General features: G+C 65.7%; 10 protein-coding genes. 7 read left to right on the forward strand and 3 right to left on the reverse strand.

Going from position 1 to position 13420, the window contains the following annotated elements; all coding sequences use genetic code 11:
* The first annotated feature begins 101 nt into the window (after positions 1 to 101).
* From IQ16_RS00460 to IQ16_RS00490, 7 genes are all read left to right on the forward strand, one after another.
* Positions 102 to 1256 (forward strand): iron-containing alcohol dehydrogenase, encoded by a 1155-nt coding sequence (locus tag IQ16_RS00460; RefSeq protein WP_018644418.1) that lies wholly within the window; start codon positions 102 to 104, stop codon positions 1254 to 1256.
* Positions 1257 to 1273: 17 nt separating this feature from the next.
* Positions 1274 to 2824 (forward strand): AMP-binding protein, encoded by a 1551-nt coding sequence (locus IQ16_RS00465; protein WP_018644417.1) that lies wholly within the window; start codon positions 1274 to 1276, stop codon positions 2822 to 2824.
* 317 nt (positions 2825 to 3141) lie between these two features.
* Positions 3142 to 4740 (forward strand): ABC transporter substrate-binding protein, encoded by a 1599-nt coding sequence (locus IQ16_RS00470; RefSeq protein ID WP_018644416.1) that lies wholly within the window; start codon positions 3142 to 3144, stop codon positions 4738 to 4740.
* 35 nt (positions 4741 to 4775) lie between these two features.
* A complete protein-coding gene (locus tag IQ16_RS00475; protein ID WP_018644415.1) occupies positions 4776 to 5723 on the forward strand; it encodes an ABC transporter permease in 948 nt (315 codons plus the stop codon).
* A 9-nt stretch (positions 5724 to 5732) separates the two neighbouring features.
* On the forward strand, positions 5733 to 6626 hold the full coding sequence (locus IQ16_RS00480; protein WP_018644414.1) for an ABC transporter permease: 894 nt from the start codon (positions 5733 to 5735) through the stop codon (positions 6624 to 6626).
* A complete protein-coding gene (locus tag IQ16_RS00485; protein WP_018644413.1) occupies positions 6626 to 7633 on the forward strand; it encodes an ABC transporter ATP-binding protein in 1008 nt (335 codons plus the stop codon). The genes IQ16_RS00480 and IQ16_RS00485 overlap by 1 nt, the downstream gene beginning before the upstream one ends.
* The gene (locus IQ16_RS00490; protein WP_018644412.1) at positions 7630 to 8625 is read left to right on the forward strand and encodes an ABC transporter ATP-binding protein; all 996 of its coding nucleotides are present in this window, start codon (positions 7630 to 7632) and stop codon (positions 8623 to 8625) included. Before IQ16_RS00485 ends, IQ16_RS00490 begins: the two co-directional genes overlap by 4 nt.
* A 121-nt stretch (positions 8626 to 8746) precedes the next feature.
* Here IQ16_RS00490 and IQ16_RS00495 read toward each other — a convergent pair whose 3' ends face one another.
* From IQ16_RS00495 to IQ16_RS00505, 3 genes are all read right to left on the reverse strand, one after another.
* The gene (locus IQ16_RS00495; protein ID WP_026312207.1) at positions 8747 to 9547 is read right to left on the reverse strand and encodes a hypothetical protein; all 801 of its coding nucleotides are present in this window, start codon (positions 9545 to 9547) and stop codon (positions 8747 to 8749) included.
* A gap of 255 nt (positions 9548 to 9802) precedes the next feature.
* A complete protein-coding gene (locus IQ16_RS00500; RefSeq protein ID WP_026312206.1) occupies positions 9803 to 11779 on the reverse strand; it encodes an acetyl/propionyl/methylcrotonyl-CoA carboxylase subunit alpha in 1977 nt (658 codons plus the stop codon).
* Positions 11776 to 13392, reverse strand: a complete 1617-nt coding sequence (locus IQ16_RS00505; RefSeq protein WP_018644409.1) for an acyl-CoA carboxylase subunit beta — start codon at positions 13390 to 13392, stop codon at positions 11776 to 11778. The genes IQ16_RS00500 and IQ16_RS00505 overlap by 4 nt, the downstream gene beginning before the upstream one ends.
* Positions 13393 to 13420 lie beyond the last annotated feature (28 nt).

The raw sequence follows: 13420 nt of genomic DNA on the forward strand, positions 1-13420 counted from the left end.
GAGGGTAAGAGAGCGGCCAGCGTCTTCGCGCATGACGGGCGGCGGGCGCTCGGCTAGACTTCTCCTTACAAAACAAGACGAATTGTCGGGGGAGGACAGGCGTGTACCAGGGACGTGTCGTTTACGGCGCGATCGAGGAGGTCGTGTTCGGCCACCCGGCGGCCGGCGCGATCGTGGCGCAGATGGACCGGTTGGGGACGCACCGAGCCTTCCTGATGGTCTCGGGGACGCTGAACCGGCAGACCGACGAAATCGAGAAGATCAAGCAAGCTTTGGGTTCCCGCTGCGCCGGCCTGTTCGACGCGATGCCGGCGCACACGCCGCGCGAGGCGGTGATCGCAGCCACTCGCGCGGCGCGCGAGGTGGGCGCCGATCTGATCGTCACCGTCGGCGGCGGGTCGATCACTGATGGGGCCAAGGCGGTGCAGCTTTGCCTTGCCAACGGCATCGACACGATCGACGGCATCGAGCGCATCCGCGTGCACAAGGGTGTCGCACCCGAGATGAATGCGCCGACAGTACGCCAGGTCAGCGTGCCGACCACGATTGCCGGCGGCGAGTTCTCATCGATTGCCGGTGTCACCGACCGCAGCACCAACGTGAAACAGATGCTGCGGCATCCGCTCACGGTGCCGCGCGCGACCATCCTCGACCCCGCGATCACCGTGCACACGCCGGAATGGCTGTTCCTCTCCACCGGCATCCGCGCCGTCGACCATTGCGTCGAGGCGATCTGCTCGCGCGAGACGCATCCTTATGCCGATGCGCAATCTGTCAAGGGCCTTGCCATGCTTGCCGATTCGTTGCCGCGGGTGAAGGCGGACCCGTCCGATCTCGACGCGCGGATGGATGCGCAGATCGGAACCTGGCTGTCGATGGGCGCGCTCGCCGCCGGCGTGCCTATGGGCGCAAGCCACGGCATCGGCTACGTGCTGGGCGCGGCCTTCGGCGTGCCGCACGGCCACACCTCCTGCGTCATGCTGCCGGCGGTGATGCGCTGGAATGCGCGCGACAATGCCGAGCGGCAGATGATCGTTGCGGCCGCGATGGGCTTTCCCGGCCACAATGCCGCCGACGTGCTCGATGCCTTCATCCGCTCCCTCGGCATGCCGCGCAGCCTCGCGGACGTGCACGTGTCGCCGGAGCATTTCGACACGATCGCCGAGCAGGCCATGCGCACGAACTGGATTCCGCGCAACCCGCGCAAGATCGACGGCCCCGCCGACATCAAGGAAATCCTGTTTCTCGCCGCATGATCCAAGCCGGAGGATAGATGTACACTGGTCACCATGCCCGCCTGCGCCCGCTGCAGCCTGCCTTCATCATGGCGGCGACCGGTGAGGCCGTCACCTATCGCGAGCTGGAAGCACGCAGTAATCGCCTCGCGCATCTGTTCCGCAAGCATTGCCTGAAGCGGCTCGACCACTACTCGATCTTCATGGAGAACAATGACCGCTATCTCGAGGCCTGCGGCGCGGGCGAGCGGTCCGGGCTGTACTACACCTGCATCAACTCCTTCCTGACGCCGGGCGAGCTCGCCTATCTCCTCGTCAACAGCCAGTCGAAGATTCTGATCACGTCGGTGGCGAAGCTCGACATCGCGCGCGAGGCGATCAAGGCCTGCCCCGAGGTCAAGCTCTGCATCGTCGCCGATGGTCCAGGAGAGAGCGAGCGCATCGTCGGTCTCGCGGATGTCACTGCCGATCTGCCGAAGACGCCGATTGCGGACGAATGGCTCGGCACGGCAATGCTCTATTCATCGGGCACGACGGGCCGGCCGAAGGGCATTCTGCGGCCGCTGCCTGAGGAGCCGCCAAAGCACAACCTGCCGCTGTTCGATTTCCTCACAAAACTTTGGCACTACCGCGAGGGCATGGTCTATCTGTCGCCGGCGCCGCTCTATCACTCGGCGCCGCAGGCAGCCGTGAACCTCACGATTCGCATGGGCGGCACCGTGATCATCATGGAGAGCTTCGATCCGGAGCGCTATCTGCAGCTCGTCGAGCAATGGGGCATCACCCACACCCAGCTGGTGCCGACGATGTTCTCGCGCATGCTGAAGCTGCCGGAGGAGGTGCGGAAACGCTACGATTTGTCCTCGCTCGAGATCGCGATCCATGCCGCGGCGCCCTGCCCGGCCCTGGTCAAGGACGACATCATCAAATGGTGGGGGCCGATCATCCACGAATATTACGGTGCAACCGAAGGTCTCGGTTTCACCGCCTGCAACAGCGAGGAATGGCTGGCGCATCGCGGCACCGTCGGCAAGGTGCTGCTCGGCGACCTCCATATCCTCGATGAGAACATGAATCCGTGCCCGACCGGGACGCCCGGGCAAGTGTGGTTCAAGACGGGATCGCCGTTCGAATATTTCAACGATCCGGAGAAGACCAAGGAGGCGCGCTCGGCCGATGGCAGCATGAGCACGGTCGGCGACGTCGGCTATGTCGACGCCGACCGCTTCCTGTATCTGACCGACCGCGCCACCTTCATGATCATCTCCGGCGGGGTGAACATCTATCCGCAGGAATGCGAGAATTTGCTGATCACCCACCCGAAGGTCGCCGACGCCGCCGTGTTCGGCGTGCCCAATCCCGATCTCGGCGAAGAGGTGAAGGCGGTGGTGCAGCCGATGGCCGGCGTGGTGCCGGGAGAGGCGCTCGCCGAGGAGCTGATCGCGTTCTGCGGCCAGTCGCTGTCGCGGCAGAAGGTGCCGCGCTCGGTGGACTTCGAGAAGGAACTGCCGCGGCTGCCGACCGGCAAGCTGTACAAGCGGCTGCTTCGGGATCGGTATTGGGGGAACAAGACGTCGCGGATTGTGTGAGGTGACGCAGGCTGGCGCGACAACACTCAGTGTCGTCCCGGCGCAGGCCGGGACCCTTACCGCGTGAACTATCGGGCGTGGGCGCTGCCAATCCCGACAGCTGTGTTTGTCGACACAGCTTGGCAGCGTCCACCCAGGAACCGTCCCCTTCGCACTGCACTCTCACATTGTGAGAGAGTGAAACCCGCGGCCTTACGTCATCCGAATTGCCGAGAGCGCGGCTGGCCTTGCCCGTTGCCTCGCTGCACCTGCCTCGCTATCGTCCTGACAAACAGGCCGGAAAAGGCCCAAGAGACTAATGTCCAGGGAGGACGAGGATGCGGAGCGTGCGGGCGCTCGCCGCGACGGCGGCGCTATCTTTGCTGGCGTTTTCGACCATTGCATTCGCCGGCGGGCCCAAGCAGGGCGGTATCCTGCGGATGTATCATCGCGACAGCCCGGGCAATGCCTCGATCCATGAAGGCGCGACCTACTCGCTCAATGTTCCCTTCATGCCCGTGTTCAACAACCTCGTCATCTACAAGCAGGACGAGGCGCAGAACAGGATGGACAACATCCTTCCGGAACTCGCCGAGAGCTGGGCCTGGGCGGGCGACAACAAGACCCTGACCTTCAAGCTGCGCCAGGGCGTCAAATGGCACGACGGCAAGCCGTTCACCTCGGCCGACGTCAAATGCACCTTCGACATGCTGATGGGCAAAGCGCAGCAGAAGTTCCGGCAGAACCCGCGCAAGACCTGGTACGAGCAGGTCAACGACATCTCGACCAATGGCGATTTCGAGGTCTCGTTCAACCTGAAGCGGCCGCAGCCCTCGCTGCTGGCGCTGCTCGCCTCCGGCTATACGCCAGTCTATCCCTGCCACGTCTCGCCGGGCGACATGCGCACGCACCCGATCGGCACCGGCCCGTTCAAATTCGTCGAGTTCAAGGCCAATGAATCGATCAAGCTGACGCGCAACACGGATTACTGGCGCGAGGGCCGGCCCTATCTCGACGGCATCGAGTTCACCATCATCCCGAACCGCTCGACCGCGATCCTCGCCTTCGTCGCCGGCAAGTTCGACATGACGTTCCCGACCGAGGTGAGCATTCCGCTTCTGAAGGACGTGAAGTCGCAGGCGCCGAACGCGGTCTGCGTGGTCGAGCCCAACAATGTCGCCACCAACATCATCGTCAATTCGAGCGCGCCGCCGTTCGACAACATCGACATCCGCCGCGCCATGGCGCTGGCGCTCGATCGCAAGGCGTTCATCTCGATCATGTTCGAGGGTCAGGGCGATGTCGGCGGCACGCTGCTGCCGCCGCCGAACGGGCTGTGGGGCATGCCGAAGGAGATGCTCGAGACCATTCCGGGCTACGGCCCCGACGTGAACGCCAACCGCGAGCAGGCCAAGAAGCTGATGCAGAAGGCCGGGTACGGGCCGGACAAGCATCTCGCCGTCAAGATCTCGACCCGCAACATCCCGGTCTATCGCGATCCCGCGGTGATCCTGATCGACCAGCTCAAGAGCATCTACATCGACGGTGAGCTCGACGTGGTCGAGACCGCGAACTGGTTCCCGAAGATCGCGCGCAAGGACTACATGCTCGGGCTCAACCTGACCGGCAACGCCGTCGACGATCCCGACCAGTCCTTCTACGAGAACTATTCCTGCGGCTCCGAGCGCAACTACACCAACTACTGCAACAAGGAGATCGAGAAGCTGTTCGACGGGCAGTCGCAGGAGACCGATATCGCCAAGCGCAAGAAACTGGTGTGGGACATCGACAAGAAGTTGCAGGAGGACGTGGCACGCCCGATCATCTTCCACGCCCGCACCGGCACCTGCTGGCAGCCCTACGTCAAGGGCGTGACCGTGATGTCGAACAGCTCGTATAATGGCTACCGCTACGAGGATGTCTGGATGGACAAGTAGCGCAGGCGGCTGACGGATTCGGCAGGAGGCGAAGGATGTTTGCCTATCTGGTGCGGCGCCTGTTCCTGATGCTCGTGACCCTGTTCGGGATCTCGGTCGTCATCTTCTTCCTGCTGCGCATCGTGCCCGGCAACATCGTCGACATCCTGTTTGCCGCCGCCGGCTATGTCGATCCCGCCGACAAGGCCAACCTGGAGAAGGAGCTCGGCATCGACCGACCGCTGATCGTGCAATATTGGCACTGGATCAGCGGTTTTCTGCGCGGTGATTTCGGCTACTCCTATGTGTCGGAGAAGCCTGCGCTCCAGGAGATTTTGCCGCGGATTCCGATCACGGCGCGGCTCGCGGGGCTGGCGCTGTTGTTCTCGGCATCTATCGGCATTCCCCTAGGCGTCATCAGTGCCGTGAAGCAGGGCACGCGGCTGGACTACGCGCTGCGCGTCGTCAGCCTCAGCGGATTGTCGCTGCCCTCGTTCTGGCTCGGCCTGCTCATCCTCACCGCGGCGGTGGCGATGTTCGGCCAGATACCGATCTTCAATCCCAATCCCAAGACCTGGCTCGAAGCGTTCGCGACCTACGCGGTGCCGGCCGCCGCCGTCGGCTTCCGCAGCGCGGCGCTGACCATGCGCATCACGCGATCCTCGATGCTGGAGGTGCTGCGGCAGGACTATATCCGCACCGCGCGCGCCAAGGGCGCCTCCGATGCCGCCGTGAACTATCACCACGCGCTGAAGAACGCGATCCTGCCCGTCATCACCGTGATCGGCATCGAGGCAGCGTTCCTGATCGGCGGCCTGATCGTCACCGAGACCGTATTCAACATCCCCGGCGTCGCGCGCTTCCTGGTCGAGGCGATCCGCTGGCGCGACTATCCGATCGTGCAGAACCTCGTGATGTTCATCGCCGTCGTGGTGGTGTTCGCGAATTTCACCGTCGACATGCTCTACGCGGTGTTCGATCCGCGCATCAGGTACACGGATTAGGAGACCAGCTTGGCCGCGATCGACTTCGAGGTTGAACTGAGGCGGGCCGGGGCGCATGCGACCGGCGGGTGGCGGCGCGTGCTGTTCATGGCGCAGCGGCATGTGCTGGGCGCGGCCGGGCTCGTGATCATGACGGTGTTCGTGCTCACGGCCATCTTCGCCGACTTCATCGCGCGCTATGATCCCCTCACGGTCGATTCCGCCCGCGCGCTGGCGCGCCCGAGCCTCGCGCACTGGATGGGGACGGATTCCTTCGGCCGCGACGTATTCAGCCGCATCATCCACGGCGCGCGCATTTCGCTGGCCGTCGGCATCGGCTCGACCGCGCTCGGCGGCACGATCGGCGTCATCGTCGGGCTCACCTCCGGTTATCTCTCCGGCTGGGTCGATCTGGTGTTCCAGCGCGTCTCCGACGTGCTGCAGGCGCTGCCGCTGCTGGTGCTTGCCCTGATCATGACAGCGGCCCTCGGCCCGACACTGCCGAATGTCATCATCGCCATCGCCATTCCGCTGATCCCGACGGTGTCGCGCGTCATCCGGGCCAACACGCTGGCGCTGCGCGAGCAGCCCTTCGTCGAAGCCGCCAAGTCGATCGGCATGAGCGATATGCGCATCGCGCTCCGCCACGTGCTGCCGAACACGCTGGCGCCGCTGATCGTGCTCGCCACCGCCCAGCTCGGCTCGACCATCCTCACCGAGGCCTCGCTCTCCTTCCTCGGCCTCGGCATTCCCGAGCCTTATCCGTCATGGGGCCGCATGCTGTCCGAATCCGCCGCCGAATACGTCCGCACCGCGCCGTGGCTGGTGATCTTCCCCGGCATCGCGATCAGCCTCGCCGTGTTCGGCGCCAATCTGTTCGGTGACGCCCTGCGCGACATCCTCGATCCCCGGCAGCGCGGCTGATGGCACAGAAATCCGACATCGTGCTCGAGGTGAAGAACCTGAAGACCGTGTTCTTCACCAACTCCGGCCTGTTCAAGGCGGTGGACGACGTCTCCTTCACCGTGAAGCGCGGCGAGACGCTGGCAATCGTCGGCGAGTCCGGCTGCGGCAAGAGCGTCACTGCGCTGTCCCTGATGCGGCTGGTGCCCGATCCGCCCGGCCGCATTGTCGGCGGCTCCGTGACGCTCGAAGGCACCGACCTGCTGGCGCTGGATGAAACGGAGATGCGGGCCGTCAGGGGCAATCGCATCTCCATGATCTTCCAGGAGCCGATGACCTCGCTCAATCCGGTGATGCGGATCGGCGACCAGATCGTCGAGGCCGTGCGGCTGCACCGGAACATCTCGTCGAAGGAAGCGCAGAATATCGCCGTGGAGATGCTGCGGCTGGTGCGCATCCCCGAGCCGGCGCGGCGCGCGCGCGAATATCCGCACCAGCTCTCCGGCGGCATGCGCCAGCGCGCCATGATCGCGATGGCGCTGGCGTGCCGGCCGGCGCTGCTGATCGCGGACGAGCCGACCACTGCGCTCGACGTCACCATACAGGCGCAGATCCTGGCGCTGATCCTCGACCTCCAGAAGGAGCTCGGCACCGGGCTCGTGCTGATCACGCACGATCTCGGCGTGGTCGCGCAGACCGCGCAGCGCGTGATCGTGATGTATGCGGGGCGTAAAGTCGAGGAAGCCAGCGTCGAAGCGTTGTTCGCAGCACCAAAGCATCCCTATACGCGCGGCCTGATGGCCTCGATCCCCGCCGTGCCGGCCTCCGGCGTTCCCGCGCAAGCGCGGCTCAACGAAATTCCGGGCACCGTGCCCTCGCTGGTGCGGCTGCCGAAGGGCTGCGCCTTCGCGCCGCGCTGCAAGCTCGCGATCAAGCGTTGCGAGGCCGAATATCCACCGCTGGCCGATTGGGGCGGCGGCCATCTCGCGGCGTGCTGGCGCGCGGAAGAAGTCGCGGAGGTGGCATGAGCGCAGCATTGCTCGAAGTCACCGAGCTCAAAAAGCACTACCCGGTGCGCGCCGGCGTGCTGCGCCGGCAGGTCGGCACCGTGCATGCGGTGGATGGCGTCTCGTTCTCGCTTGGTGCCGGCGAGACGCTGGGCCTCGTCGGCGAGTCCGGTTGCGGCAAATCGACGGTGGCGCGCAGCGTGCTGCGGCTGGTCGAGCCGACCTCCGGAGAAATTCGTCTCGACGGCGAGGACATCACCCATCTGTCCAAGACGGCGCTGCGGCCGCATCGCCGCTCGATGCAGATCGTGTTCCAGGACCCGTTTGCCTCGCTCAATCCGCGCATGACCGCGGGCGACGTCGTCGGCGAGCCGCTGGTCGTGCACGGGCTTGCAAGCGGCAAGGAGCTGGAGGCGCGCGTCGCAAGGCTGTTCGAGCAAGTGGGCCTGCGGCCCGACCAGATGCAAAATTTCCCGCATCAGTTTTCGGGTGGCCAGCGCCAGCGTATCTGCATCGCACGCGCGCTCGCGCTCGAGCCGCGCCTGATCGTCTGCGACGAGCCGGTGTCCGCGCTCGACGTCTCGATCCAGGCGCAGGTCATCAACCTGTTGATCGACCTGCAGCGCCAGCATGGTTTCTCCTATCTCTTCATCGCCCACGACCTCGCCGTGGTCGCCCATATCAGCCACCGCGTCGCCGTGATGTATCTCGGCCGCATCGTCGAGATCGCCGACAAGGACGAGCTGTTCCGCAATCCCAGGCATCCCTACACGCAGGCCCTGCTCGCCTCGGTGCCGATCGCCAACCCGCTCGCGAAGAAGCTCGCGCCGCTGGTCGATGGCGACGTGCCGAGCCCGGTCAATCCGCCGTCAGGCTGCGCATTCCACACCCGCTGCCGGTTCGCGATGGAGCGATGCAGGACGGAGCGGCCGGCGCTGATGGATGCGGGCGACGGGCATCAGGTAGCGTGTCTGCTCAATGACGGGACGGGGCGGAGCAACGCGACTGCGTAGGGCGGGTTAGCTCTGCGGACTGCGCATCGCGCAGTTCGCGGGGCGTAACCCACCTCTTTGGTCTCCGCGGTGACGGAAGTGGTGGGTTACGCCAGCGGACCGCGCTTCGCGCGGCCACCGGCTAACCCACCCTACGATCGCGCAACGCCCGGATCACCGGCCAGGCCGCCAGCGCAGCGGAGAGATGCTTGAGCGTATGGCCCGAGACGATGTGCCCCGTCGCTTCGAAGATGGTCGCGTCACCGAGCTCGAAAAGCTTGGCCAGCACGTAGAAGACAATCACGCCACCGAGCGGCACGCCAAGCGCACCAGGCCGGGGGCGCGTCAACGCCAGTCCCACGGCGAGTGCCATGCCGCCGAACTGCACGACCACCCATGGCGTGAGATTCTCGCGCGCCACCCAGGCCGCGAGCAGCCCGGCAACCATCATCAGCACCAGCACCGCCTCGCCTGCGCGCATGCTGATGCGCTCGCTGGCCGCGATGCCCAGAAATCCCGCGAACGCCACCGCCATGCCGAGACGGTCGGCCACGAGCCGCTGCGGCGCGTCGGGATCGAGATGATAGAAGCCTGAGCCCAGGCAGGTGAGGATCAGTCCGACGAAAAACCAGCTTGCGCCCACCGGCGCATCTTTGCGGCCGCGCAGCCGCTCCGAGCCCCAGACGCCCATCGCGAGAAAGGCGAGATTGCTCAGCACGTCGCCGGCATTGGGCACGCCGAGCCAGCCGCGGGTATCGACGAAATGCGGGATGTGCCACGCGGCGGCAGGCATCGCGGGCGCGAGAAGCGCCGCCATTGCGAGGACGAAGAGAGCGGCCGTCAGGTATTTTTCGCGGAGCTGCGGGGCGCCCAGCGAGAAACGGCGGGACACCGGGCGGTGTATGGCATCGGTCGCTAGGGCGGGATCATTTGCGCGCAACATACTCGGCTCCAGCTAAATTGAACATAGTTCATTACTATCATGTAAATGAACATTGTTCAATAGAGGCCGCGACTGACACTTCGCGAGATGTACCTCATTGAAATCATTTGAATTCCGGATCTCGCGACCGAGGGAGGTGCCGTAGGGTGGGCAAAGCGGAGCGTGCCCACGGTCCCGCGCATAGGATCGCTGGCCTTTCGTGGGCACGGCGCTTTGCGCCTTTGCCCACCCTACGATACCGCATTTGCGCCGCGCTTACCCGGCCCCGATCTCCGCGACGATCCGGCCCGTCGTGACCTGCTCGCCCTCGGCAACGTCGACCGCGGCGATCACGCCATCGATGCCGGCCTTGTGGACGTGCTCCATCTTCATCGCTTCCAGCGTCAGCACCGGCTGGCCGGCGGTGACGCGGTCGCCCGGCTTGACGAGGACAGCGACGACGCGGCCGTTCATGGCGGCGCGGACCTTGCCGTCGCCGCCATTCGCTGCCGCCGCTTTCGGCGCGGCGAGGGTGAGATCGGTGACGGCGAGCGGAATGCCGCGGTGCTGGAGATGGAGCCGGTCGCCGTCGCGCAGGAATTTGGCACTGTCCATGACACCGTCGTGGCGGAAGCGGATCGCGTCGGGATCGAGCTGGTCAATCTCGAACTTGTCTTGCCGGCCGTCGGTGGCGACGGTGTAGCTGCCATCACGCTCGCGCGTGACGTCGAGCTCGTGCGCGTGGCCGGCGATTTCGATCTTCGCCGGAAGCGGAAAGGCGGCGGCGAGGCTCCGCCCGCTTTGCCATGACGGCGCGCGCGGGTTGGTGACGTAGAGCAGCAGGCCCGCCAGCGCCATGTCGAATGCGGCGTTCGCGCGCGGTGCCAGCAGCTCGTCGCGGTGCGCGCCGATGAAGGCCGTCGTCGCCTCGCCCCTGGCGAAGCCGGGATGGCGCAGGCAGGACATCAGGAACGCCTGGTTGGTGGTGACCCCGAACGCGGTGAGTTGCTCGAGGCCGACGATCAGCCGTCCCCTCGCCTCCTCGCGATTCGCGCCATGGCTGATCACCTTGGCGATCATGGAATCGTAGAACGGCGGGATCTCCGAGCCCGATTGCAGCGCGTGCTCGACGCGAATGCTGTCAGGCACCTGCCAGCGCGCCATGCGGCCGGACTGCGGCATGAAATCCTGCGCGGCGTCTTCCGAGCAGAGCCGCACCTCGATGGCATGGCCTGTGAAGCGGATGTCCTGCTGCTTCACCGGCAACGGCTCGCCGCGCGCAATACGCAGCTGCAGCTCGACGAGATCGAGCCCGGTGATCGCCTCGGTCACGGGATGCTCGACCTGGAGACGGGTGTTCATCTCCATGAAGTAGAACTCGCCGCTTTCGTCTAGCAGGAACTCCAGCGTCCCCGCCCCCTCATAGCGCAGCGCCTTCACCGCCGCGACCGCGACCTCCCCCATCTTCGCGCGCAGCTCGGGCGTGACCGCGGGGGACGGCGCCTCCTCGATCAGCTTCTGGTGGCGTCGCTGCACCGAGCAGTCGCGTTCGCCGAGATGGATGGCGTTGCCGTGGCTGTCGCCGAACACCTGGATCTCGATGTGACGGGGATTCTGGATGGCGCGTTCGAGGATGACCGTGGGATCGCCGAACGCTGCCTTCGCTTCCGACCGCGCGCTGCGCAGCGCCTCGGGGAACGACGCCGCATCGGCGACGAGCCGCATGCCACGCCCGCCGCCACCGGCAACCGCCTTGATCATCACGGGGAAGCCGATCTTCTGGGCTTCCGCGAGCATGACTTCGTCGCCCTGATCGGCGCCTTGATAGCCGGGCACGCAGGGCACGCCGGCCTTCTTCATGATCTCCTTGGCGCCGGCCTTGTTGCCCATCGCCTCGATCGCCTGCGCCGACGGACCGATGAAGACGAGACCGGCATCCTTGCAGGCTTGCGCAAAGTCTTCGTTCTCGGCGAGGAAGCCATAGCCGGGATGCACCGCATCGGCGCCGCTCGCCTTGGCCGCGGCGATGATCGCGGGGATGTTGAGATAGGATTGGGCCGGCAAAGCTTCGCCGATGCGTACGGCCTGGTCGGCTTGCTTCACGTGAAGCGCATCGCGATCCGCATCCGAATAGACCGCGACGACGCCCATGCCGAGCCGCCGCGCGCTGCGCATCACGCGCAATGCGATCTCGCCGCGATTGGCAACCAGAACCCTAAAGAACGGCCGGTGCTGCACTGATCCGTTCCTCATGGGCGGGCCACCGAGAACTGCATACGCTGAGGCGCCCGTGCATCGCCCTCACGGCAGATCGCGAGCACTTCGGAGAGAACCGCGCGTGTGTCGCGCGGATCGATCACGCCGTCGTCGAGCACGCGCGCGCTGGTCGAAAACACATCCATCTGGCCGTCGAACACGCCGATGATCTCAGCCTTCATGGCGTCCAGCCTGTCCTTCTCGATCGGCTTGCCACGGCGGGCCGCGGCGGCCTCCGTCACGATCGCCATGGTCTCGGCGGCCTGCTCGCCGCCCATCACGGCGGTCTTGGCGTTGGGCCAGGAGAAGCAGAAGCGCGGATGGAAACCGCGGCCGCACATGCCGTAATTGCCGGCGCCGAACGAGGCGCCGCAATAGATGGTGATCTGCGGCACCGTCGCCGAGGTCACCGCCTGGATCATCTTCGAGCCGTGCTTGATCATGCCGGCTTCCTCATAGGCCTTGCCGACCATGTAGCCGGTGGTGTTGTTGAGATAGAGGATCGGCGTGCGGGTCTGGCAGCAGGCCTGGATGAAATGCGTGGCCTTGTTGGCGCCGGCGGGATCGAGCGGGCCGTTGTTGGTGATGATGCCGATGGCCTGGCCCTCGATGCGGGCATGGCCGCAGACCGTGGCCGGACCGTAATTCGGCGCCATCTCGGTGAAGTCGGAATCGTCGACGATGCGGGCGATCACCTGCTTCATGTCGACGGGGCGCTTGTGGTCCATCGGCATGATGCCGAGCAGCTCGTCCTGGTCGTAGCGCGGCGGCTTGAACTCTGGAGCCGCCCGGCCCGGCCGCTCCCATTCCATCGCCGCCATGATCTCGCGCGCGATGCGCAATGCGTCGCGATCGTCCTCGGCGAGATAATCGCCAAGGCCGGAGATCTGCGTGTGCATCTCGGCGCCGCCGAGCTCTTCCTCGGTCGCGACCTCACCGGTCGCGGCCTTCAGCAGAGGCGGGCCTGCGAGGAACGCGCGGGTGCGGCCGCGGACCATGACGATGTAGTCGGAGAGACCAGTCTGGTAGGCGCCGCCGGCGGTGGACGAACCATGCGTGACGGTGACGACCGGCAGCCCCGCCGCCGAGAGCCGCGCGAGATTGCGGAAGATGTTGCCGCCACGGACAAAATCCTCGACGCGGTAGCGCAGGAGATTGGCGCCGGCGCTTTCGACGAGCTGGACATAAGGCAGCTTGTTCTCCAGCGCGAGCTCCTGCACCCGCAGCGTCTTGTCGAGGCCATAAGGCTGCAGCGCGCCGGCATCGATGCCGGAATCACTGGCGCTGACCATGCAGCGGATGCCCGAGACGAAGCCGATGCCGGCGATGACGCCGCCGCCCGGCACGCTCTTGTCCGCATCGGGCACATCGAACATGTAACCGGCGAGCGTCGACAGCTCGATGAAGGGCGCACCGGGATCGAGCACCAGCGCGACGCGCTCGCGCGGCAGTAGCTGCCCGCGCTTGTGGAAGCGATCCTTCGCCGCGGCGGATGCCGCACGCGTGCGCTCTTCCAGCGCGCGCATGCGGTCGATCAGCGCGAGCATGCCGTCGCGGTTGGCGTGGTAGCCGGCGCTACCGGGGGAGATGGTGTTTTCGAGAATGGACATGACTCTATCCTACCCGTCATTGCGAGGA

It is taken from the genome of Bradyrhizobium huanghuaihaiense (assembly GCF_007830635.1).
Taxonomy (GTDB): Bacteria; Pseudomonadota; Alphaproteobacteria; order Rhizobiales; family Xanthobacteraceae; genus Bradyrhizobium; species Bradyrhizobium huanghuaihaiense.